This window comes from Agrobacterium sp. MA01 (assembly GCF_009650195.1).
Lineage (GTDB): Bacteria > Pseudomonadota > Alphaproteobacteria > Rhizobiales > Rhizobiaceae > Allorhizobium.
This window is the reverse complement of the sequence record NZ_CP045854.1, coordinates 1,645,453-1,665,265: the sequence shown is the minus strand read 5'-3', so window position 1 is coordinate 1,665,265 and position 19,813 is coordinate 1,645,453. Positions and strand designations below refer to the sequence as shown.

The following is a 19,813-nucleotide window of genomic DNA, read 5'->3' as shown; positions in this document are numbered from 1 at the left end:
ATAGATTTCATGTCCATCAAGCACGCCGCCATCGTCGGAGCCGGGGTGGCGGGGCTGACTGCTGCCCTGTCGCTTGCCGCAAAGGGCATCTCCTCCGATATAATCGAGCAGGCACCGCAACTCGGAGAAGTCGGCGCCGGTCTCCAGCTGTCGCCGAATGCGACCCGCGTCCTCGATGCACTTGGCGTGCTCGGCGATCTCGAACGTCACTGGCTGGAGCCGACGGCGATCAGCCTGGTTTCAGGCAAAGACCTGCGCCCCCTCGCATCGGTACCCGCCGGTCAATTCGCAAGGAAGCGCTGGGGTCATCCTTACGGCGTTCTGCACCGCTCGACACTCCAGCAAGGGCTTCTGCGGGCCGTGCTCAATCAACCGCTGTGCCGGATGCATCTCGGCCATCGGGTGCAGGGCGTAGGCATTGACGCTCTCGCCGCGATCACTCAGCGCAAACCCGATCTGGTCATTGGCGCCGATGGCGCCTGGTCGGTCGCCCGCGATGCGATCACCGGTGCGCCGAGCGTCAGCTTTTCCGGCAACATCGCCTGGCGCTTCACCATCAGCCGGGCTGCGGCGCCCGCCTTCCTGTCGCGGACGGGTGTGACTGCCTATCTCGGCGCCAAGGCGCATCTCGTCAGCTATCCATTGAACGAGATCGAGGGCTTCAATCTGGTTGCCATTGCAGCCGGCACGAGGAGCGACGAAAGCTGGGCCATCGATGCGGATGCGGCCCGACGCGCGATGCTGCTCGAACAGTTTTCAGGCTGGCATCGCGACATCAGAACAATTCTGGCCGGCGCGGAGCGCCCCACTTTCTGGCCGCTCTATCAGGCTTCGGAGGGCAACTGGCACAATGGGCGCGATACGGTCCTGATCGGGGATGCGGCGCATGCGATGATGCCCTTTTCCGCGCAGGGTGCGGCCATGGCGATCGAGGATGCCTTTGCCCTGGCAGCCCATGTCGCGCGGGCACCCCTGCCCTCGGCCCTTGCCGCCTTTACGAGCGAACGCAAGGCGCGCGCGGCCCGGGTCAAGGCACGCGGCGATTTCAACCGCTTCGCCTACCATGCGCGCGGCCCATTCCGCCTCGGACGAGACATCGTTTTGTCGCTGCGTTCACCCGAGACGCTCGCCGCCGACCTGGACTGGCTCTACGGCCACCGCATCGACGGCTGAGCGATTTTGGCGTCAGACAGACGCTGCCGCTGCAAATCCACGCTCGAGATCAGCGCAGATGTCCTCGACATTCTCGAGGCCGATCTGGAGCCTGATCACGGCGCCGTCGGTGGGACCCTTGCGGATCTTGCGGTCTTCGAGATTGACAAGAACCGCGAGGCTCTCGTAGCCGCCCCAGGACCAGCCCAGGCCAAAAAGCTGCAGGGCATCGAGGAAAGCGTGCGCCTTCGGCTTGATCCTGTCCTTGGAGGCTGCCGGAAGGACGAATGAGAAGACGCCGCTCGCGCCCTTGAAATCGCGCTTCCAGATGGCATGACCGGGAAAGCTTTCAAGCGCCGGATGCAGAACCTGCCCGACGTCGTCTCGGCCTTCCAGCCAGCGCGCGACCGAAAGAGCACTCTTGCAATGGTGCTCTAGACGCAGGCCCATTGTGCGCAGGCCCCGCAGGATCTGATAGCTGTCATCGGGAGCGCCGCAGATGCCGAGCGTGATGTTGGCTTCCTTCAGCACCGGCCAGTGCTTGGCATTGGCAGAAACGGTCCCCATCAGAATGTCGGAATGGCCCGACGGATATTTCGTGGCGGCGTGGATGGAGATGTCGGCGCCAAAATCCAGGGCGCGGAAATAGAGCGGCGTCGCCCAGGTGTTGTCGATCGTGACCACGCAACCATGCTTGTGCGCAGCGTCGGAAATCGCTCTGATATCCTGCATTTCCATGGTGTTGGAGCCCGGCGCTTCGGTATGCACCAGTCTGGTGTTCGGGCGGATGAGACGCTCGATGTCGGATCCGATCTCGGGATCGTAATACTCCACCTCGACCCCGAGGCGGGTCAGCATCGTGTCGCAGAAATGGCGGCAGGGCGAATAGACGGAATCGACGATGAGCGCATGGTCGCCGGCCGACAGAAAGGCGAGAAAGGGAACCGTGATCGCAGCAAGGCCCGACGGCACCAGGATCGTTCCGGCCGATCCCTCCAGCTCGTCAATCGCACGGCACAGAGCGTCCGTCGTCGGCGTTCCGCGCGTGCCATAGGTGTAGGGCTGCGTACGCGTTTCCATGGCTCGCGCATTGGGAAACAGGACTGTGGAGGCATGCACGACCGGTGGATTGACGAAGCCGTGGTAGTCGGCCGGATCATAGCCGATATGGCACAGTCTCGTGTCGGTGCCGGCAGACGCCAGCCAGTCTTTGGATTTGCTCATGGATTGACGATTCCTCAGGCTCGGATGCCGTGGTTTTCGCGCCTCATTGAAGAGCGGTCAAGTTGCACAATTCCGTGATCCGCGGCGCAAGTCTTGCAGTTCGAGCATATCAGAACAGTCAAAAAGGCGAGATTTTCATCACTTCAGGCTAAAAACCACACATTTTTGCCTATTTGGAGGGCGAATTTGGTAAATTCGCGCTTTTGTGGCCGTTCTGCGGCATAAAGACTTGACCCTGCATGAATTTACGAATGGAATATGAATGCTCGCACCGGGAGGCTGCGAGCCGACGCGCACCGCTGAATTCGGCTGGTGGCCGTCGCTGGCATACAACAAGAGAAAAAAGGTTGGGAAAAATGAACAACAAGTTCCTGTCAGCTGCGATCGGCGCTGCGGTCCTGGGTTTTGGCGCGTCCGCAGCTTCCGCCGCGACGCTTGATGACGTGAAGGCCAAGGGTTTCGTCCAGTGCGGCGTGAACACGGGTCTCGCCGGCTTCGCTTCGCCGGATGCTGCCGGTAACTGGACCGGTTTCGACGTCGATTACTGCAAGGCCGTTGCTGCCGCCGTCTTTGGTGACGCCACCAAGGTCAAGTACACGCCGACCACCGCCCAGAGCCGCTTCACGGCGCTGCAGTCTGGCGAAGTCGACATGCTCGCACGCAACACCACCTGGACCATCAGCCGCGACACCGCGCTCGGCTTCAACTTCCGTACCGTCAACTACTATGACGGTCAGGGCTTCATGGTCACCAAGGGCCTGAACGTCAAATCCGCTCTCGAGCTCTCGGGCGCCGCCGTCTGCGTTCAGTCCGGCACCACGACCGAACTCAACCTCGCCGACTACTTCAAGGCCAACAACCTCGAGTACAAGCCGGTCGTTTTCGAAAAGCTGGAAGAAGTCAACGCTGCCTATCAGGCTGGCCGTTGCGACGTTTACACGACCGACCAGTCGGGCCTGTATTCGCTGCGTCTGACGCTGACCAACCCGGACGATCACATGATCCTGCCGGAAATCATCTCGAAGGAGCCGCTTGGTCCGGCCGTTCGTCAGGGTGACGACCAGTGGTTCGACATCGTTTCGTGGACCCACTACGCCCTGGTACAGGCCGAAGAATTCGGCATCACCCAGGCCAATGTCGACGAAATCAAGTCGTCTTCGACCAACCCGGACATCAAGCGCTTCCTCGGCGCCGAAGCCGACACCAAGATCGGTACCGACCTCGGCCTCACCAATGACTGGGCCTACAACATCATCAAGGGCGTCGGTAACTACGGCGAAGTCTTCGAGCGCAACATCGGCGCCAACACCCCGCTCAAGATCGAGCGCGGCGTGAACGCCCTGTGGACCAACGGTGGCCTGCAGTACGCACCGCCGGTCCGCTAAGATCAGGCTGGACTTTGCGAGGCGGCGAAAGCCGCCTCGCGCTTATCCAGACTACGTGTTCAGACCGGCACACGCGCTGCGGTCAGCGGCGATATCAGAGAATGCCGGCTGTCTCGAAAAACAATAACATTTAGGGCTCACAGAAGCCTCGGGGATTTGGCACAGCATGACAGATCACGCCACCAGTTTGCCCGCCGAAGGGCGGAGCCTTGGCTCGCTGATCTACGATCCGAAAGTAAGATCGATCTTCTTTCAGATCGCTACGATCGCCGTCATGACGTTTATCGTCTGGACCATTGCAAACAACACCATCGCAAACCTCGCCCGCAGCAACACCGCCACGGGCTATGACTTTCTGAACGGCCGTGCCGGTTTCGACATCGGGCAGAGCCTGATCGCCTACACGTCGGATTCGACCTATGGCAGGGCAATTCTAGTCGGCCTGCTGAATACGCTGCTGGTCGCCGCAACCGGTATCGTGACAGCGACCGTGATCGGCTTTCTCATCGGTATCGGCCGGCTGTCGCGGAACTGGCTGATCGCCAAGCTCTGCACCGTCTATGTGGAGGCCTTCCGCAACCTGCCGCCGCTGCTCGTCATCTTCTTCTGGTATTCGGGCGTGCTTTCGACCCTGCCGCAGCCGCGCGATTCGCTGGAACTGCCGTTCTCGACCTTCCTCAACAATCGTGGTCTCGCCTTCCCGAAGCCGATCTGGGGTGATGGCGCGGGCATGATCCCGATAGCGATCGTCATCGGCATCATCGCGGCCATCGTCGTTTCTCGCTGGGCGAAGGCGCGGCAGATGCGCACCGGCCAGATCTTCCCGACCGGTTGGGTCAGCCTCGGCCTGATCATCGGCCTGCCCGTTCTCGCCTTCCTGGCGGCCGGCTCGCCATTGACGTTCGACTACCCGGTCGCAAGCCGTTTCAACATGTCCGGCGGCGCCGTCATCGCACCTGAGTTCGTTGCACTCTATCTCGCTCTGTCCTTCTACACCGCTGCCTTCATCGCGGAAATCATCCGTGCCGGCATCAAGGGTGTCTCGAAGGGACAGACCGAGGCTGCGTCCGCGCTCGGCCTGCAGCCGTCGACCACGACGCGTCTCGTGATCGTGCCGCAGGCGATGCGCATCATCATTCCGCCGCTCACCAGCCAGTATCTGAACCTGACGAAAAACTCGTCTCTCGGTGTCGCCGTAGGCTTCCCCGAACTGGTCTCTACCGGCGGGACCACTCTCAACCAGACCGGCCAGGCGATCGAGATCGTATCGATCTGGCTGGTGGTCTATCTCTCCATCAGCATTGTGACCTCGCTCTTCATGAACTGGTTCAATGCAAGAATGGCCCTGGTGGAGCGTTGATCATGGCGTCTGAAGTCACTTATATCCGCCAGGAAATGCTGGCTCCGCTGCCCCCGCCGACCTCGGAAGCGAGCGTCGTGGGCTGGGTTCGAAAGAATCTTCTGGCAACCCCGAAGGATGTCGTCCTGACCATCATCGGGCTTGCCGTGCTGGCTCTGATCCTGCCCGGGGCCATCAACTTCCTGTTCCTCGACGCTGCGTGGTTCGGTGCCGATCGCTCTGTCTGCGCAACGATCGCCCAAGGCGGCACTCAGCCTGACGGTTGGAAAGGCGCCTGCTGGGCCTTCGTCGAGAGCCGGTTCTCGCAGTTCATCTTCGGGCGCTACCCGCTCGAGGAACGCTGGCGCGTTATCCTCGTCGGCGTGATGTTCGTCGCACTCCTGGTGCCGATGCTGATCCCCAAGGCGCCGCGCAAGGGCCTCAACGCCCTTCTGCTGTTCATCGTCTTCCCCGTCGTCGCCTTCTTCCTGCTGCATGGCGGGTTCGGCCTCACGGAAGTCGAAACACCGCTCTGGGGCGGCCTGATGGTGACGCTGATCCTGTCCTTCGTTGGCATCGCCGTCTCGCTGCCGCTCGGCATCCTGCTGGCACTCGGCCGCCGTTCGGACATGCCTATCATCAAGATGATCTGTGTCGTCTTCATTGAAGTCGTTCGCGGCGTGCCGCTGATCACAGTGCTCTTCATGGCCAATGTGATGCTGCCGCTGTTCATGCCAACGGGCTGGACCATAGACAACTTCCTACGCGCGCTGGTCGGCGTGTCGCTGTTTGCCTCTGCTTATATGGCGGAAGTCGTGCGCGGCGGCCTGCAGGCGATCCCGAAGGGACAGTATGAGGGCGCAGACTCGCTCGGCCTCTCCTATTGGCAGAAGACCCGCCTGATCATCCTGCCGCAGGCGATCAAGCTGGTCATCCCGGGCATCGTCAACACCTTCATCGGTCTGTTCAAGGATACCTCGCTCGTGTCGATCATCGGCATGTTCGACCTCCTGGGCATCGTCCGTCTCAACTTCACCGATGCCACCTGGGCCACTCCTGTGACGCCGCTCACGGGTCTGATCTTCGCTGGCTTCGTATTCTGGATCTTCTGCTTCGGCATGTCGCGCTACTCCGCCTTCATGGAGCGGCACCTCGACACCGGCCACAAGCGATAAGGACAAGGGGAAAAACAATGGCTGAAGCCAACTCCGCTAAAAAGACCGTGTCGGGCACCGATGTGGCGGTCGAGCTGATCAACATGAACAAGTGGTACGGTGATTTCCACGTGCTGCGAGACATCAACCTCAAGGTGATGAAGGGCGAACGCATTGTCGTGGCCGGACCGTCCGGATCCGGAAAATCGACGATGATCCGCTGCATCAATCGGCTTGAGGAACACCAAACGGGCAATATCCTTGTCGACAATATCGAGCTGACGAACGACCTGAAGAAGATCGACGAAGTTCGCCGTGAAGTCGGCATGGTGTTCCAGCACTTCAACCTCTTCCCGCACCTGACCATCCTGGAAAACTGCACGCTGGCACCGATCTGGGTGCGCAAGATGCCGAAGAAGGATGCTGAGGAAGTCGCGATGCACTTCCTGAAGCGCGTCAAGATCCCGGAACAGGCCAACAAATATCCGGGCCAGCTGTCTGGCGGCCAGCAGCAGCGCGTGGCGATTGCCCGTGCGCTCTGCATGAAGCCGAAGATCATGCTGTTCGACGAGCCGACCTCGGCGCTCGACCCTGAGATGGTCAAGGAAGTGCTCGACACCATGGTCGGCCTTGCCGAAGAAGGCATGACGATGATCTGCGTCACCCATGAAATGGGCTTCGCCCGCCAGGTTGCCGACCGCGTGATCTTCATGGACCAGGGTCAGATCGTCGAGCAGAACTCGCCGGCCGAGTTCTTCGACAATCCGCAGCACGAGCGTACCAAGCTCTTCCTCAGCCAGATCCTGCACTGATCTGCCTGTCAGGCACAAAACAAGAGAGCCCGCCGCGACACTGCGGCGGGCTCTTCTGCATTGAGGGCAAGACTCAGCTGCCGTCAGGGGCACCAGTTCTGCTGACGCGCCATGCGCGGCTTGGCCAGACCTTCCGAGACGAGAATGGAGCCCAGCGAGCGACCGTCGCGGGTCGCCACGCGCAATACCCCGGCTGCGGCACCTGTGGCTTGCACCTTGAGCGTCTCGAGATCGAATCGGCCAGAACTCAAGAGATCCTTGAGCCGCACCTTGGCGGCGAAGCCCCGGTCGCGTTCCTGCTGGCAGGCGGCGCCATCGGTGCGCGGGGCGGCAATATCCGCCAGCACGATCTTCGTCTTGCGGTACCAGAAGGTGTCCCCGCTCATGACGCAATTGTCGAGGCCGGACGTGCCGCAGAAATAGAACTTTCCGGAGAAATTCTCACCCGTCAGAGCAGCCGTCTCGGTCGAAGCAATGGCAGGCCGTGACGCAGGCACCGCTGCCTTTGCCACACCGACTGAAGCTGGTGGTACGGGCCCCTTCGCGGCAGTCGATTGCGTCTTGGGCTGTGGCTGCTTTTCCCGGCTCGTATCCGGTTTCGGCGTCGGGCTCGCCGCGACGGATCGCTCCTTCGACAGCAAAGGTGACAGTTCCTTGAGGACGGTGGCCCTGTTGTCATAGAGCGCAATTCCACCGGCCACCACCGCCAGGATGACGAGCCAGGATGTCATGCCCTGACCTGCGGAAGAACGGCTCGACTTGCGGCGCTTTGCGGGCGCGCGGCGGGATGAAGCGGTGCGACTGGACATGGTTAACCTCTCGTGAGCGCATCATGACGCCCAAGAGTTTCCGAAAGGTTGGCATGGGTGAGAAAACGTTTCGCTGTTTCGATTCTGCACAGGTCTTTTGGACGCCGGAATAACGAAGCTCAGCGGCCCGGCTAGTCGTCATGCATTGTGGCAGAGGATGGCGATCCCTGCAGGGCTCGAACCTGCGACCTAGTGCTTAGAAGGCACTTGCTCTATCCAGCTGAGCTAAGGGACCGTCTGAGGACTGCAGAAAGCGGTTGAAGCCGGTTCAGTGCGTCCAGGGCTGCAGACGATTGTAGCGGAAGTTGTCAGTGTAGGACACGACCTGGCGCTTGGCTTCCTTCGGCAGGAGCACGCGATAGTCGATGCCTTCGCGCGTGGCATAGGCTTCGGCCTGCTCCAGCGTTTCGAAGGTCAGCTTGACCTGCTGGCGGGTGTCTCCGGAGGTCGTGTAACCCATCATCGGATCGATCTTGCGCGGCGCGGACTGGTCGAATTCCAGAACCCAGAGATGGGTCTTCGCCTTGCCAGACTGCATGGCGGTTTTCGCGGGGCGGTAGATCTTTGCAGACATGGGTCTCATCCATCTCCAAGACTTCAACGGCAAGGCAGCCTGCCGAACACTTCCCGACCGCCTTAGCCGGCGGTCTTTGATTGCTGGTCGGAGTGGAGAGATTCGAACTCCCGACCCTCTGGTCCCAAACCAGATGCGCTACCAGGCTGCGCTACACTCCGTTCCAGCAATGTTGCCGGAATACACGGTTCACCCTGCCCCCGCAACAGTAAAAAAGCGGTTTTACCGGCACTGATTTTTCAGGCGGCAGAGAGCGGAGACTTCGTCATTTCGGCAGATCGAGCGGCAAGACCAGGCGCGCGGATGTATCGAGCCCGAGTTCGGCCGCATGGCCGCCGCGAATCTCCAGGGCGTAGCGGACCGGCTCGCCTGAGGACACGATCGATTCGGACAGGGGCGTGGTGCGCTCTGCGATGCGAACGATGCGGCCGGTTTCGTCGATGAAGATCATGTCCAGCGAGGATGGCGTGCTGGCCATCCACATGGTGACCATGCGGGTATCACCGAAATCGAACAACATGCCGGTTCGATCGGGAAGCGGCGGCCGTTCCATCAGTCCCCTCGCCCGCTGTTCGGCCGTCAGGGCCCATTCGACGTCGATCGTGATGGTCTCGCCGGCACTTGTCTCGAAGCCAAGTTGACCGCGCTCGAATATCACCTCGCTCCAGGCAGAAGCAACAGGACCGAAAAACACGAAAAGCGCCGCAAGGGCGCTTCTCAGGAGAATTGACATGCCGGCCATAGGCTCAATGCGCCCGTGCTGCGGGGCCGGGATTGTCCGGATGGATTTCGGCGGCCATCAGCCCCTTGTCCCCCGGTCCGAAGCGCACGAGCACCGTCTGACCCGGACGAAGTTCCGTCAGACCGAACCGGCGCAGGGTTTCCATGTGGACGAAGATGTCTTCCGTGCCCTCGCCGCGCGTCAGGAACCCGAAACCCTTGGTGCGGTTGAACCACTTGACCAAAGCGCGCTCAAGCCCGCTGGTCGGCGTAACCTGGACATGGGTGCGGACCGGCGGCATCTGCGATGGATGGATCGCGGTCGACTGGTCCATCGACAGTATCCGGAAGGCCTGATAACCGCGGTCGCGCTTCTGGATGAGCGCCACGATGCGCGTGCCTTCCAGAATGGTCTGGTAGCCGTCGCGACGCAGGCAGGTCACGTGAAGCAGGACATCCTGCATGCCGTTGTCGGGAACGATAAAGCCGAACCCCTTGGCGACATCGAACCATTTGATGACGCCGGTGATCTCGATCAGGTCTACGGCCTCTCCGGACAGCTCTTCGAACTCGCCGAGCCCCTTCGATGATATCCTGTCCGCCATTTTCCCAAGCCCCTCGAAAACGCGTCACATTGCTCAGTTAACTGATTCTTGAGATTCAGATTAACATTTGGTCAACGGATCTGCGCAAGCCCTAGTTTTACATTTCACCAATTGCTTTTGCACCGCAGCCTTGCTCGAAGCTGACGGCTGTTCCATATCGTCCGGGTCAAAGGAGAACACCCATGCGCTACCTACACACCATGGTCCGAGTGAAGGATCTCGAGGCTTCCCTGCACTTTTATTGTGAGCTGTTCGGCCTCACTGAAATCCGCAGGTATGAAAACGAGAAGGGACGCTTCACGCTGGTCTTCCTGACCGCCGAGAAGGATCTCGAAAAGGCTAAGGCCGACATGTCGCCCTGCCTCGAGCTCACCTATAATTGGGATACCGAAGACTATACAGGCGGCCGCAATTTCGGCCACCTCGCCTACGAGGTCGACGATATCTATGCGATCTGCCAGAAGCTGATGGACAATGGCGTCACCATCAACCGTCCGCCCCGCGATGGCCACATGGCCTTTGTCCGCTCGCCGGATGGCATCTCGATCGAGATCCTGCAGAAGGGCGAAAACCTGGCGCCCGCCGAGCCCTGGGCATCGATGCCGAACACCGGCGCCTGGTAAGTCCACCGCTTCGCGCAAGTTTGCGCGCCTAGTCTCCGCATCAGACGAGGGCCGCCCCGGCGGCCCTCCCTGCTTCCCCGATGGGAGCGATGACGGAGACCTGCCATGACCAGCAATTCCCATACTCGCAGACCGACCCTCGGCATTCTTGCCGTCGCCAGCGGCCTGATGCTCGCCTCTTGCCAGACGAGCGCGGACGAAGTGCTCTCGCTCGGAGAAGCCTCGGCTGCGGAAGAGGCGTCCGGCAATTCCGGAGCCAAAAAGGCGTTTCGCGATCCCTATGTGAGTGCCGTTTCGGGACAGGTTGCCGACGCATCGGCCTCAATGCCGTCCCAGAACGAGACGGACCCTGCGCGCCTGAAGCGCAAGCCGGTGCCGATGGCCGCCGCCTATAGCGACATTGCCGAACCGCCGCCGGAAGTTCTCGCCCTGCAGCAACAGGCGACGCAAGGCGATTCTTCTCAGGCCGCCTCCCATGCCTCCGCCGATCTCGGCGACATCACCATGCAGCCGACCAATGCCTCGCCCAGGAGCAACAGCCTGTTCTCTGCCGGTCAGAGGCAGCAGGCGGCAGTCGTGCAGGCCATGGAGCCAGCTACCGCCCAGACTGCGCCCGGCGAACCTGTGCCGAGCGGCAGCCTCGTGCCGAACGAAATGCCGACGCTCGGTGTCAATGCTGTCAGCAAGAGCCTGTTCAGTCCGTCTGCCGAACAGCAGATGCTGATGCAACAGCGGGCACTGGAGGAACAGGCGCGCGCGGAAGCCGCAGTGCAGGCTCCGCTCGCCGAGCCTGCCGCAGTCGGCGGCGACGAACCGGTCCTGAAGAAACTCTCGGATCCCCGTCCGAAGCGAAAGATCCTTGCGCTGCGCGAGCCTGCCGGATCGGTGCCGGATCGGGTTCAGCTGACGCCGGACCAGTTGCAGGCCATGGGTGCAATCGAGGAAGCCGATCCGGCCGAGCCGCTCTCTGCCGAGGAACTGGTGGCGGATGCCGAGGCTGCAAAGAAGAAGAAGGGATGGTTGCCATCCTTTGCGGATCTCTTGAAAGGCGGCAAGAAATCACAACCGACGACCGCAGAGCCTTGATTCCTTCGGCAAGCGGCCTGGGCGCCAAGTCCTTCCAAAGACAGGGATTATCCGAGTTTTCAGGGGCCTGCGCGGCCCCTGTCATATTTTTTGCATGAAAGGCGAAAATGCCGCTTGCGGTCTTCAAACAGCCTGACTATAAGGGCGCCACGAAGCAGACGCGCCCTTCGTCTATCGGTTAGGACACCAGATTTTCATTCTGGGAAGAGGGGTTCGACTCCCCTAGGGCGTGCCACTTCGTTTCTCTTTTCCAGACATTATGAACTTCTTGATTGGTGTATCGCCGGACGCGGTTACGCCGTCATTCTGCGGGTTCACCCGCTCGGAATTTTTCCACTTCGGATCGTCAAATTTCCGCTTGCGGTCGTCAAGAGGCCTGACTATAAGGGCGCCACCGAAGCGCACGCGCCCTTCGTCTATCGGTTAGGACACCAGATTTTCATTCTGGGAAGAGGGGTTCGACTCCCCTAGGGCGTGCCACTTCGATACCCCCCTGCCATTGCAGAACCTGTGCACAAGCTAGGCTCAAGTGCTTGTTTGTCCTTACGTTACCGCCCCTCGCCAAGCCTGTGGATAAAATCGTCATACGGGCCGAAAGAGCACTTGCGCTCGCGGCCAGTTCCAGCCATAAGGGCGCCACCGAAGCGCACGCGCCCTTCGTCTATCGGTTAGGACACCAGATTTTCATTCTGGGAAGAGGGGTTCGACTCCCCTAGGGCGTGCCACTTCGATCTCTCCTACATGACGAGCCTATCATCCGTTCAGGGCGCCTTGGCGGCATCGATGACGCGGAACTGCACCCGCCTGTTGCCTTGCCAATGGTCAGCACTCAACGTGCCTGCGACATGCACCTGACTGCCACGGTTGTTCATCAGGAAATGGCCGAGATCGGTTTCGGCTGCGCGGAATGCGATTCCCTCCAATCGACTGCCGTCCATGCCTTCGAGCGTGATCTTGATATGGGTGGTGCCGACGGGACGGGCGTCCCTCAGGCGGTGCAACGGTACGGCAAAGATCGGCTGCGGATGACCGGAGCCATAAGGACCGGCGGCCTCCAGCTGGTCGACCAGTGCAAGTGTGGCACCGGAGGCGCCAATTGCGCCATCAATCTTCAGGGTCTGGTTTGCCGCGAGCGCCAGGACCTGCGAAGATGCCTGCTCCTCGAAGAAGCTGCGCAGCCGGCCGAGATTGGCACGATCGACCGTCAGGCCCGCCGCCATGGCATGACCACCGCCCTTGACCAGAAGCCCCTCGTCCACGGCTGCACGCACCATACGACCCATGTCGAAGCCATTGATGGAGCGTCCCGAGCCGGTGCCCTTGCCGAGCGGATCGAAGGCGATCGCAAAGGCGGGGCGTTTGAACTTCTCCTTCAGGCGGGCTGCCAGTAGCCCGACAATCCCCGGATGCCACTGCTCCTTGGCGGTCACGATGACCGAGGCTTTTTCACCGGTCCCATATTCGGCCATGGCTTCGGCTTCGGCCTCGGCGAGCATCACCGCTTCCATCGCCTGGCGCTCGCGATTCAGCTCGTCAAGCTTGGCTGCGATCTGGTCTGCTTCACTCGCATCGTCCAGCGTCAGCAGTCGGCTGCCCAAGGCCGCGTCGCCGATTCGGCCGCCGGCATTGATTCGGGGGCCGAGAAGAAATCCGAAATGATAGGGCGTCACAGGACCACCGATGCCCGCCACCCGCAGGAGGGCCGCGAGCCCGGCATTGTTCTGGTGGCGAGCCGCGATCAGCCCCTTCGTCACATAGGCGCGATTGAGGCCCTTGAGCGGCACAACATCGCAGACGGTCGCCAGCGCCACAAGGTCGAGCCATGCGAGCAAATCGAGCGAGCGCGCATGCGGATGGCCTGCCTCGCGCAGGACGCGGAGGGTCGCGACCAGCACCATAAAGACGACGCCGGCAGCACAGAGATGGCCCTGCCCTGAAAGGTCGTCCTCGCGATTCGGATTGACCAGGGCATGGCAGACCGGCATCTCGTGGCCCATCTGGTGGTGGTCGATGACGACGACGTCGACGCCGCGCCGCTCGGCAGCCCCCAGGGCTTCGATGCTGGTCGAACCGCAGTCGACGGTAATCAGGAGATTGGCGCCGCGCTCGATCAACTGGTCGATGGCGGCGGCATTGGGGCCATAGCCTTCAAAAATGCGGTCCGGGATGTAGATCTCGGCCTCGACACCGAAATGGTGCAGGAACCGCGCCATGAGGGCCGAAGAAGCAGCCCCGTCGACGTCATAGTCGCCGAAAATGGCGACGCGTTCCTTTCGGTCGATCGCGCCGAAGACGCGTGCAGCCGCCGCATCGCAATCGGTCAGCTTTGAGGGATCCGGCATCAGACTGCGGATGGTGGGGTCGAGGAACGCCGGCGCCTCGTCCACGCCCACGCCGCGGCCTGCCAGAACGCGCGCGACGAGTTCGGGGATACCGTGGAGCTGGCTGATGGCCAGCGCCTTGTTCTGTCCTGCCTGGTCCGTGCGCGACATCCAGCGCTGGCCACTTGCTGACTGTTCAACGCCGAGAAAGGCGCGGATGACGGGATCTACCGGTTCGGTCGACATTCTTGCTCTTTACGGGGCGCGGCCAAGGTGTGGCTGCGCGACAGGGCCTTAGGCGGCGGAACCGCCCCTCCCCGTTCTATACCGATCGCAAAAAATCACCAGAGGCAGGAGGCCGCATTCAATCCGGTCGCAGCCGCATCACGCCATCAGCCAGGCGACCAGCGCGAAGGGCACGGCCATGACTGCAGCAAAGGCCAAGAGCGGCCCCCAGCCGGACTTCGCCTGCGCGGCCCGCGAACCTTCGTGCTCAACCTGGCCCTGATATATGGCAGACTCATCGTTGCGGCTCGGCGGCGGCGGGGCAGTGCCCGCGTCGTCCCAAAGCGCACTCCCCTCGCCCAGTGCCATCGACGAACTCCTCCCCAAGATCCCGACAGTGGGCGCAGATTACGCCCGCATTAGACTTTTGGCGAGAGTGTAAGTTTTGGCAGGGCCGAAATCATCAGATTGATGGCGTTTCAGACTATGCCAAGCCGTTCGGAGGCGGACTGGCCCTCGAACGGCATCTCTTGAACTCAGGTCTTGGGGCGCTCGATGCGAATCACCTGTGGCTCGCCGATCAGGTAGCCCTCGCCCTTGATCGCGCCGACGGCCTTGCGGACGGCGCTTTCCATCGTCGCGTGGGTCACGAGGATGATCGTCTGGGGACGGTCCGGCGTTACCGGTTGCTTCGAATGCTGGACGATCGATTCGAGCGAAATGGCGTTCTCCGCCATCTTCGTTGCAATGCTGGCGAAGACGCCAGTGCGGTCCTGCACGGTCAGGCGGATGAAATATCCGCCTTCGTGGCTCTGCATCTCGGCCTGGCGATAGGGTTCAAGCAGATGGGCCGGGCGACCGAGAACGGGCACTTCCTGGGCACCCGGACGGCTCTTGGCGATGTCGGTGATGTCGCCGAGCACGGCGGATGCTGTCGCATTGCCACCGGCTCCGGGGCCGACCATCAGCAATTCGCCGAGAATGTCGGATTCGAGCGCTACTGCATTGGTGACGCCGTCGACCTGAGCAATGACCGAATCGAGCGGCACCATCGTCGGGTGGACGCGCTGCTCGATGCCGCTTTCGGTCTTCTGGGCAACACCGAGAAGCTTGATGCGATAGCCGAGATCGGCCGCCGCGTGGATATCCTCGATCGAGATATTGGTGATGCCTTCGAGGTAGATCTGGTCGGCCGAGATCTCGCAGCCGAAGGCAAGCGTCGTCAGGATCGACAGCTTGTGTGCCGTATCGTTGCCCTCGATGTCGAAGCTCGGATCGGCTTCGGCATAACCGAGGCGCTGGGCTTCCTTCAAGCAGTCGGCAAAGGACAGGCCCTCGCGTTCCATCCGGGTCAGGATGTAATTGCAGGTGCCGTTCATGATCCCGTAGATGCGGGAGAAATTGTTGCCGGTCAGCGATTCGCGCAGCGTCTTGATGACGGGAATGCCACCGGCGACGGCTGCCTCGTAGTTCAGGAGGCGACCTTTTTCCTCGGCGAGCTTGGCCAGCTCCACGCCGTGACGCGACAGGAGCGCCTTGTTGGCCGTCACGACATGCAGACCGCGTCCAAGCGCTGCACGGACCGAGTCTTCGGCTGCCCCTTCGGAGCCACCAACGAGCTCGACGAAGACCTCGATGTCGGCTTCCTTCGCCATCTCAACCGGATCGGCATACCAGGCAATGCCGTCCATCTGGATGCCGCGATCCTTCGACGCGTCACGGGCAGAGACGGCCGTCACGGCAATCGGGCGCCCGCAGGCAACGGCAAGCGCATCCGCGCGGGTCTGGAGGATACGGACAAGCGAGGCACCGACGGTGCCGAGACCCGCCACGCCGATTTTAAGGGCATTCGCCATGAGGCATTCCTGACGTCATCGAAAAGGAAGTGAGGCGGTCCTGACGGGACCGCCTTTGGATCAACGCGGGGCTCAACGGTGGGCGTTGAGCGAAATCACGTTGTGCATCGTCTCGTCGGCCGTCGACAGGAACTTCTTGATGTTGCGGGCGGCCTGACGGATGCGGTGCTCGTTCTCGACGAGGGCGAGGCGCACATATTCGTCGCCCATTTCACCGAAGCCGATGCCGGGGGCAACGGCCACATCGGCCTTTTCTACCAGCAGCTTGGAGAACTCCAGCGAACCGAGATGACGGAATTTTTCCGGGATCTTCGCCCAGGCGAACATGGTGGCAGCCGGTGGCGGCACTTCAAAGCCGGCCTTGCCGAAGCTTTCGACCATCACGTCGCGGCGGCGATGGTAGACGCTGCGGACTTCCGCGATGTCGGAGCCGTCGCCATTCAGGGCGTGGGTCGCGGCGACCTGGATCGGCGTAAACGCGCCGTAGTCGAGATAGGACTTGACCCGCGTCAGCGCCGAGATCAGACGTTCGTTGCCGACGGCAAAGCCCATGCGCCAGCCGGGCATGGAGAAGGTCTTCGACATCGAGGTGAATTCGACGGTGCAGTCCATGGCGCCGGGCACTTCAAGCACGGACGGCGGCGGATTGCCGTCGAAGTAGATTTCCGAATAGGCGAGGTCAGAGAGCACGATGATGTCGTGCTTCTTCGCGAATGCGATGACGTCCTTGTAGAAGTCGAGGCTCGCGACGCGGGCCGTCGGGTTGGACGGATAGTTGATGATCAGCGCCAGCGGCTTCGGGATCGAGTGCTTCACGGCGCGCTCGAGCGGCGGGAAGAAGGTCTCGTCCGGCTCGATCGAGATCGAACGGATCACGCCGCCGGTCATCAGGAAGCCGAAGGCATGGATAGGATAGGTCGGGTTGGGGCAGAGGATGACATCACCCGGCGCGGTGATCGCCTGCGCCATGTTGGCGAAGCCTTCCTTGGAACCCAGCGTCGCCACGACCTGCGTATCGGGATTGAGCTTCACATTGAAGCGACGGGCATAATAAGCGGCTTGCGCGCGGCGCAGGCCCGGGATGCCCTTGGACGAGGAGTAACGATGGGTGCGCGGGTCCTGGACCACTTCGCAAAGCTTGTCGACGATCGCCTGCGGGGTCGGAAGATCGGGATTGCCCATGCCGAGGTCGATGATGTCGGCGCCACCGGCTCGCGCGCTCGCCTTCAAACGGTTGACCTGTTCGAAAACATAGGGCGGCAGCCGCCGGACTTTGTGAAACTCTTCCATCTTCAACCCCTGAAACCGCGCGGATCATAACCGCGGCAGGCGCGCTCGTTTTCCCAGTGACCACGCGCTCCGCAACGAACCGCAGAACCGAATGCACGTGATGATATCCCAATCAGAGCGCTCGCAGGAAATTTTGTCGCAAATCCGGCGTGAAGCCTGAATCGCCGACGAAATTTTATGTCAAAAACGCTTCGGTTGCTTTGCGAAAAAAACGCCGCCAGCGCAAGCCTTAATTGGCGATCTGAGCCTGCGTTTCGGGCCCGTGCTGGGCTGCGAGATTGCGCAGTTCAGCCAGTCTTGCCTGGTATGCCGCTTCGGTGATCGTGCCGGCCTGGCGGGCAGCGCCTAGCGAGCTCAGCTGGGCCTGCAGCGCGGTCGCCTCTTCATTGCTCAACTGGACATTCGCGGCATTGAGCGAACCGGCAAAATTCGGATAGCCGTCGGCATAGGTCGGACGGGCTTGTGGCGCGTCCGGATTGTCCGGATCCTCGACATTGACTTCGAGCGCTGTCGGCACCGCCGCGACTTGCGTCGTCGCTGGCGCAGAAGACTGGCAGCCCGTGCCCGCCATGAGCGCGACGAAGGCCAGGACCAGCGCCTGCAGAGAATGACCCGAGAGACTGAACTTCTTGTGCACCATGGCCCCGACCGCCCGCATCTGCGCGGAAAACTGACATTCCTCAAGGGCGCAACCGTCGATCCTCATCGAAAGACTATGCGCCAACAGCTGGAACTTGTAGTCGTTTTCATGCAGGATAGGCAAACACAAAAGACACCAGAACAATCCTGGGGAGGATGGCATGGACAGGACGCGGGAAGAAGCCGAAGCAAGTGCCGCGTTCGATCCGAAGCTGATCGAGCCCTATATCATCAAAGATCCGCAGGCATTCGCGGTGAATGCCGCCAAGGCGCTTGAGAACCTTGGCAGAGCCGCATCCGTTTGGCTCAAACCCCGTGAAACTGGCGAAATCGTCGATCCCGTTTCCGAGCCGATGGCCGAGCTTGTGAAGATCATGGGCAAGGTGGCGGAATACTGGATGTCCGACCCGAAACGGACGCTCGAAGCGCAGACCCACCTGCTCAATGCGGTCTTCGTCGTCTGGAGCCGCTCGCTGGCGCGGTTCGCCACACCGGAGCAGCCGCTCGCCGATCCGCTGCCCAAGGACAAGCGCTTCTCCGACGAGGATTGGGAGCGCAATCCGTTCTTCGATTTCCTCCGCCAGACCTATGTCGTCTTGACCCAGTGGGCCGAAAAGATGGTCAATGACGCCGGCGGACTCGACGAGCATACGCGGCACAAGGCCAATTTCTACATGCGGCAGATCACGGCCGCACTCTCTCCCGCCAATTTCGTCGCGACCAATCCGCAGCTCTACAAGGAAACGGTGCAGAGCAGCGGCGCAAACCTCGTCAAGGGCATGCAGATGCTGGCCGAGGATATCGCAGCCGGTGGCGGGGATCTGCGCATCCGCCAGACCGACACCAGCAAGTTCGCCGTCGGTGAAAACATGGCGATCACGCCGGGCAAGGTCATCGCCCAGAGCGACGTCTGCGAGGTCATCCAGTATGACGCGACGACCGAGACGGTGCTGAAGCGCCCTCTCCTCATCTGCCCACCCTGGATCAACAAGTTCTACATTCTCGATCTCAACCCGCAGAAAAGCTTCATCAAGTGGTGCGTTGACCAGGGCCACACGGTCTTCGTGATCTCCTGGGTCAATCCGGACGAGCGCCATGCGACCAAGGACTGGGAAGCCTATATCCGCGAGGGCGTCGATTTTGCGCTCGACACGGTGGAGAAGGCGACGGGGGAAAAAGAAGTCAACGCCATCGGCTACTGCGTCGGTGGCACGCTGCTTGCGGCGGCTCTGGCTCTTCACGCCCAGGAGAAGAACAAGCGGATCGCCAGTGCCACGCTGTTCACCACCCAGGTCGACTTCACCTATGCCGGTGACCTCAAGGTCTTCGTCGACGAGGAGCAGCTGTCGGGCCTCGAAGAGAAAATGAAGTCCACGGGCTATCTCGACGGTTCGAAAATGGCAGCGGCCTTCAACATGCTGCGCTCCTCCGAGCTGATCTGGCCCTATTTCGTCAACAACTACCTGAAGGGCCAGGATCCGATGCCCTTCGATCTTCTCTACTGGAACTCCGATTCGACCCGAATGGCAGCGGCAAACCACTCCTTCTATTTGCGCAATTGCTACCTCAACAACACGCTGAGCCAGGGCAAGATGCAGCTCGCCGGCAAGACGCTGTCGCTGAAGGACGTGAAGATCCCGATCTACAATCTGGCCACCAAGGAAGACCATATCGCGCCTGCCAAGTCAGTCTTCGTGGGAAGCAGCCTTTTCGGTGGGCCGGTCGATTTCGTCGTCTCAGGCTCGGGCCATATCGCCGGTGTCGTCAATCCGCCGGACAAGCAGAAGTACCAGTACTGGACCAATGGCAAGGTTGTGGGAACCTACGAAGACTGGATGGTGAATGCCAAGGAGACATCCGGTTCCTGGTGGCCTCACTGGCAGATCTGGATCGAAAAGCTTGCCGACGAACGCGTTCCGGCCCGCAAGCCGGGTGGCGATGCCTTGAATGCGATTGCGGACGCGCCCGGACGTTATGTGCTTGCCCGCGTCTGAGTGCA

Annotated in this window: 18 protein-coding genes and 5 tRNA genes; 11 read left to right on the top strand and 12 right to left on the bottom strand. The window is 61.3% G+C overall.

All coding sequences use genetic code 11. From position 1 onward, the window contains the following. Window positions 1-9: 9 nt before the first annotated feature. Complete coding sequence (locus GH983_RS08165; RefSeq protein WP_153762119.1) at window positions 10-1,173, top strand: FAD-dependent monooxygenase; 1,164 nt, start codon at window positions 10-12, stop codon at window positions 1,171-1,173. Between the two features lie 12 nt (window positions 1,174-1,185). On the opposite strand, the gene GH983_RS08160 is transcribed toward GH983_RS08165, so the two are convergent. Next, entirely contained in the window at window positions 1,186-2,376 is a 1,191-nt protein-coding gene (locus GH983_RS08160) for a cystathionine beta-lyase (RefSeq protein WP_153762118.1), read from the bottom strand. Between the two features lie 356 nt (window positions 2,377-2,732). Here GH983_RS08160 and GH983_RS08155 point away from each other — a divergent pair, with 356 nt between their 5' ends. The 4 genes from GH983_RS08155 to GH983_RS08140 all read left to right on the top strand — a co-directional run bounded on the left by GH983_RS08155 (window position 2,733) and on the right by GH983_RS08140 (window position 7,066). After that, complete coding sequence (locus tag GH983_RS08155; RefSeq protein WP_054151289.1) at window positions 2,733-3,761, top strand: amino acid ABC transporter substrate-binding protein; 1,029 nt, start codon at window positions 2,733-2,735, stop codon at window positions 3,759-3,761. A gap of 166 nt (window positions 3,762-3,927) precedes the next feature. Beyond that, window positions 3,928-5,121 (top strand): amino acid ABC transporter permease, encoded by a 1,194-nt coding sequence (locus GH983_RS08150; protein WP_153762117.1) that lies wholly within the window; start codon window positions 3,928-3,930, stop codon window positions 5,119-5,121. 2 nt (window positions 5,122-5,123) lie between these two features. Next, on the top strand, window positions 5,124-6,275 hold the full coding sequence (locus GH983_RS08145; RefSeq protein WP_054151287.1) for an amino acid ABC transporter permease: 1,152 nt from the start codon (window positions 5,124-5,126) through the stop codon (window positions 6,273-6,275). 17 nt (window positions 6,276-6,292) lie between these two features. After that, window positions 6,293-7,066: an amino acid ABC transporter ATP-binding protein gene (locus GH983_RS08140; protein ID WP_054151286.1), complete on the top strand. Its 774-nt coding sequence runs from the start codon at window positions 6,293-6,295 to the stop codon at window positions 7,064-7,066. 83 nt (window positions 7,067-7,149) lie between these two features. Here GH983_RS08140 and GH983_RS08135 read toward each other — a convergent pair whose 3' ends face one another. From GH983_RS08135 to GH983_RS08110, 6 genes are all read right to left on the bottom strand, one after another. Then, complete coding sequence (locus GH983_RS08135) at window positions 7,150-7,875, bottom strand: nuclease (protein ID WP_069041464.1); 726 nt, start codon at window positions 7,873-7,875, stop codon at window positions 7,150-7,152. 158 nt (window positions 7,876-8,033) lie between these two features. Next, a tRNA-Arg gene (locus tag GH983_RS08130) sits at window positions 8,034-8,110 on the bottom strand. A gap of 33 nt (window positions 8,111-8,143) precedes the next feature. After that, on the bottom strand, window positions 8,144-8,449 hold the full coding sequence (locus GH983_RS08125) for an ETC complex I subunit (protein ID WP_069041465.1): 306 nt from the start codon (window positions 8,447-8,449) through the stop codon (window positions 8,144-8,146). Between the two features lie 84 nt (window positions 8,450-8,533). Continuing rightward, window positions 8,534-8,610, bottom strand: a tRNA-Pro gene (locus tag GH983_RS08120). Between the two features lie 104 nt (window positions 8,611-8,714). Then, window positions 8,715-9,191 (bottom strand): DUF192 domain-containing protein, encoded by a 477-nt coding sequence (locus GH983_RS08115; RefSeq protein WP_054151283.1) that lies wholly within the window; start codon window positions 9,189-9,191, stop codon window positions 8,715-8,717. 4 nt (window positions 9,192-9,195) lie between these two features. Then, window positions 9,196-9,774, bottom strand: a complete 579-nt coding sequence (locus tag GH983_RS08110) for a cold-shock protein (protein WP_054151282.1) — start codon at window positions 9,772-9,774, stop codon at window positions 9,196-9,198. A 182-nt stretch (window positions 9,775-9,956) separates the two neighbouring features. On the opposite strand from GH983_RS08110, the gene gloA reads away from it, so the two are divergent. From gloA to GH983_RS08085, 5 genes are all read left to right on the top strand, one after another. Beyond that, window positions 9,957-10,397 (top strand): lactoylglutathione lyase, encoded by a 441-nt coding sequence (gloA, locus tag GH983_RS08105; RefSeq protein ID WP_069041466.1) that lies wholly within the window; start codon window positions 9,957-9,959, stop codon window positions 10,395-10,397. A gap of 105 nt (window positions 10,398-10,502) precedes the next feature. Next, on the top strand, window positions 10,503-11,483 hold the full coding sequence (locus tag GH983_RS08100) for a hypothetical protein (protein ID WP_069041467.1): 981 nt from the start codon (window positions 10,503-10,505) through the stop codon (window positions 11,481-11,483). 160 nt (window positions 11,484-11,643) lie between these two features. After that, window positions 11,644-11,718: transfer RNA gene (locus tag GH983_RS08095), tRNA-Glu, on the top strand. A 170-nt stretch (window positions 11,719-11,888) separates the two neighbouring features. Further along, window positions 11,889-11,963: transfer RNA gene (locus GH983_RS08090), tRNA-Glu, on the top strand. Window positions 11,964-12,133: 170 nt separating this feature from the next. Further along, window positions 12,134-12,208 (top strand) — tRNA-Glu (locus GH983_RS08085). A 36-nt stretch (window positions 12,209-12,244) separates the two neighbouring features. Here GH983_RS08085 and recJ read toward each other — a convergent pair. The 5 genes from recJ to GH983_RS08060 form a co-directional block, all read right to left on the bottom strand. Beyond that, window positions 12,245-14,050, bottom strand: a complete 1,806-nt coding sequence (gene recJ, locus GH983_RS08080; protein WP_153762116.1) for a single-stranded-DNA-specific exonuclease RecJ — start codon at window positions 14,048-14,050, stop codon at window positions 12,245-12,247. A 138-nt stretch (window positions 14,051-14,188) separates the two neighbouring features. Further along, the gene (locus GH983_RS08075; protein WP_153762115.1) at window positions 14,189-14,398 is read right to left on the bottom strand and encodes a hypothetical protein; all 210 of its coding nucleotides are present in this window, start codon (window positions 14,396-14,398) and stop codon (window positions 14,189-14,191) included. A 167-nt stretch (window positions 14,399-14,565) separates the two neighbouring features. Continuing rightward, window positions 14,566-15,885, bottom strand: a complete 1,320-nt coding sequence (locus GH983_RS08070; protein WP_054150220.1) for a homoserine dehydrogenase — start codon at window positions 15,883-15,885, stop codon at window positions 14,566-14,568. A 72-nt stretch (window positions 15,886-15,957) separates the two neighbouring features. Then, window positions 15,958-17,175, bottom strand: a complete 1,218-nt coding sequence (locus tag GH983_RS08065) for an LL-diaminopimelate aminotransferase (RefSeq protein WP_054150219.1) — start codon at window positions 17,173-17,175, stop codon at window positions 15,958-15,960. 229 nt (window positions 17,176-17,404) lie between these two features. After that, window positions 17,405-17,938, bottom strand: coding sequence for an SHOCT domain-containing protein (locus tag GH983_RS08060; RefSeq protein ID WP_246727526.1), 534 nt, complete (start codon window positions 17,936-17,938; stop codon window positions 17,405-17,407). 37 nt (window positions 17,939-17,975) lie between these two features. Between GH983_RS08060 and GH983_RS08055 the strand changes: the two genes are divergently transcribed. Then, a complete protein-coding gene (locus GH983_RS08055) occupies window positions 17,976-19,808 on the top strand; it encodes an alpha/beta hydrolase (protein ID WP_054150218.1) in 1,833 nt (610 codons plus the stop codon). Window positions 19,809-19,813: the final 5 nt, after the last annotated feature.

What these genes read in the sequence shown, in the direction of transcription:
- recJ (WP_153762116.1), bottom strand. Translation starts at nt 14,050, where the DNA reads ATGTCGACCGAACCGGTAGATCCCGTCATCCGCGCCTTTCTCGGCGTT.
- GH983_RS08115 (WP_054151283.1), bottom strand. Translation starts at nt 9,191, where the DNA reads ATGGCCGGCATGTCAATTCTCCTGAGAAGCGCCCTTGCGGCGCTTTTC.
- GH983_RS08150 (WP_153762117.1), top strand. Translation starts at nt 3,928, where the DNA reads ATGACAGATCACGCCACCAGTTTGCCCGCCGAAGGGCGGAGCCTTGGC.
- GH983_RS08065 (WP_054150219.1), bottom strand. Translation starts at nt 17,175, where the DNA reads ATGGAAGAGTTTCACAAAGTCCGGCGGCTGCCGCCCTATGTTTTCGAA.
- GH983_RS08155 (WP_054151289.1), top strand. Translation starts at nt 2,733, where the DNA reads ATGAACAACAAGTTCCTGTCAGCTGCGATCGGCGCTGCGGTCCTGGGT.
- GH983_RS08140 (WP_054151286.1), top strand. Translation starts at nt 6,293, where the DNA reads ATGGCTGAAGCCAACTCCGCTAAAAAGACCGTGTCGGGCACCGATGTG.
- GH983_RS08075 (WP_153762115.1), bottom strand. Translation starts at nt 14,398, where the DNA reads ATGGCACTGGGCGAGGGGAGTGCGCTTTGGGACGACGCGGGCACTGCC.
- GH983_RS08165 (WP_153762119.1), top strand. Translation starts at nt 10, where the DNA reads ATGTCCATCAAGCACGCCGCCATCGTCGGAGCCGGGGTGGCGGGGCTG.
- GH983_RS08070 (WP_054150220.1), bottom strand. Translation starts at nt 15,885, where the DNA reads ATGGCGAATGCCCTTAAAATCGGCGTGGCGGGTCTCGGCACCGTCGGT.
- GH983_RS08100 (WP_069041467.1), top strand. Translation starts at nt 10,503, where the DNA reads ATGACCAGCAATTCCCATACTCGCAGACCGACCCTCGGCATTCTTGCC.
- GH983_RS08160 (WP_153762118.1), bottom strand. Translation starts at nt 2,376, where the DNA reads ATGAGCAAATCCAAAGACTGGCTGGCGTCTGCCGGCACCGACACGAGA.
- GH983_RS08055 (WP_054150218.1), top strand. Translation starts at nt 17,976, where the DNA reads ATGGACAGGACGCGGGAAGAAGCCGAAGCAAGTGCCGCGTTCGATCCG.
- GH983_RS08110 (WP_054151282.1), bottom strand. Translation starts at nt 9,774, where the DNA reads ATGGCGGACAGGATATCATCGAAGGGGCTCGGCGAGTTCGAAGAGCTG.
- gloA (WP_069041466.1), top strand. Translation starts at nt 9,957, where the DNA reads ATGCGCTACCTACACACCATGGTCCGAGTGAAGGATCTCGAGGCTTCC.
- GH983_RS08145 (WP_054151287.1), top strand. Translation starts at nt 5,124, where the DNA reads ATGGCGTCTGAAGTCACTTATATCCGCCAGGAAATGCTGGCTCCGCTG.
- GH983_RS08135 (WP_069041464.1), bottom strand. Translation starts at nt 7,875, where the DNA reads ATGTCCAGTCGCACCGCTTCATCCCGCCGCGCGCCCGCAAAGCGCCGC.
- GH983_RS08125 (WP_069041465.1), bottom strand. Translation starts at nt 8,449, where the DNA reads ATGTCTGCAAAGATCTACCGCCCCGCGAAAACCGCCATGCAGTCTGGC.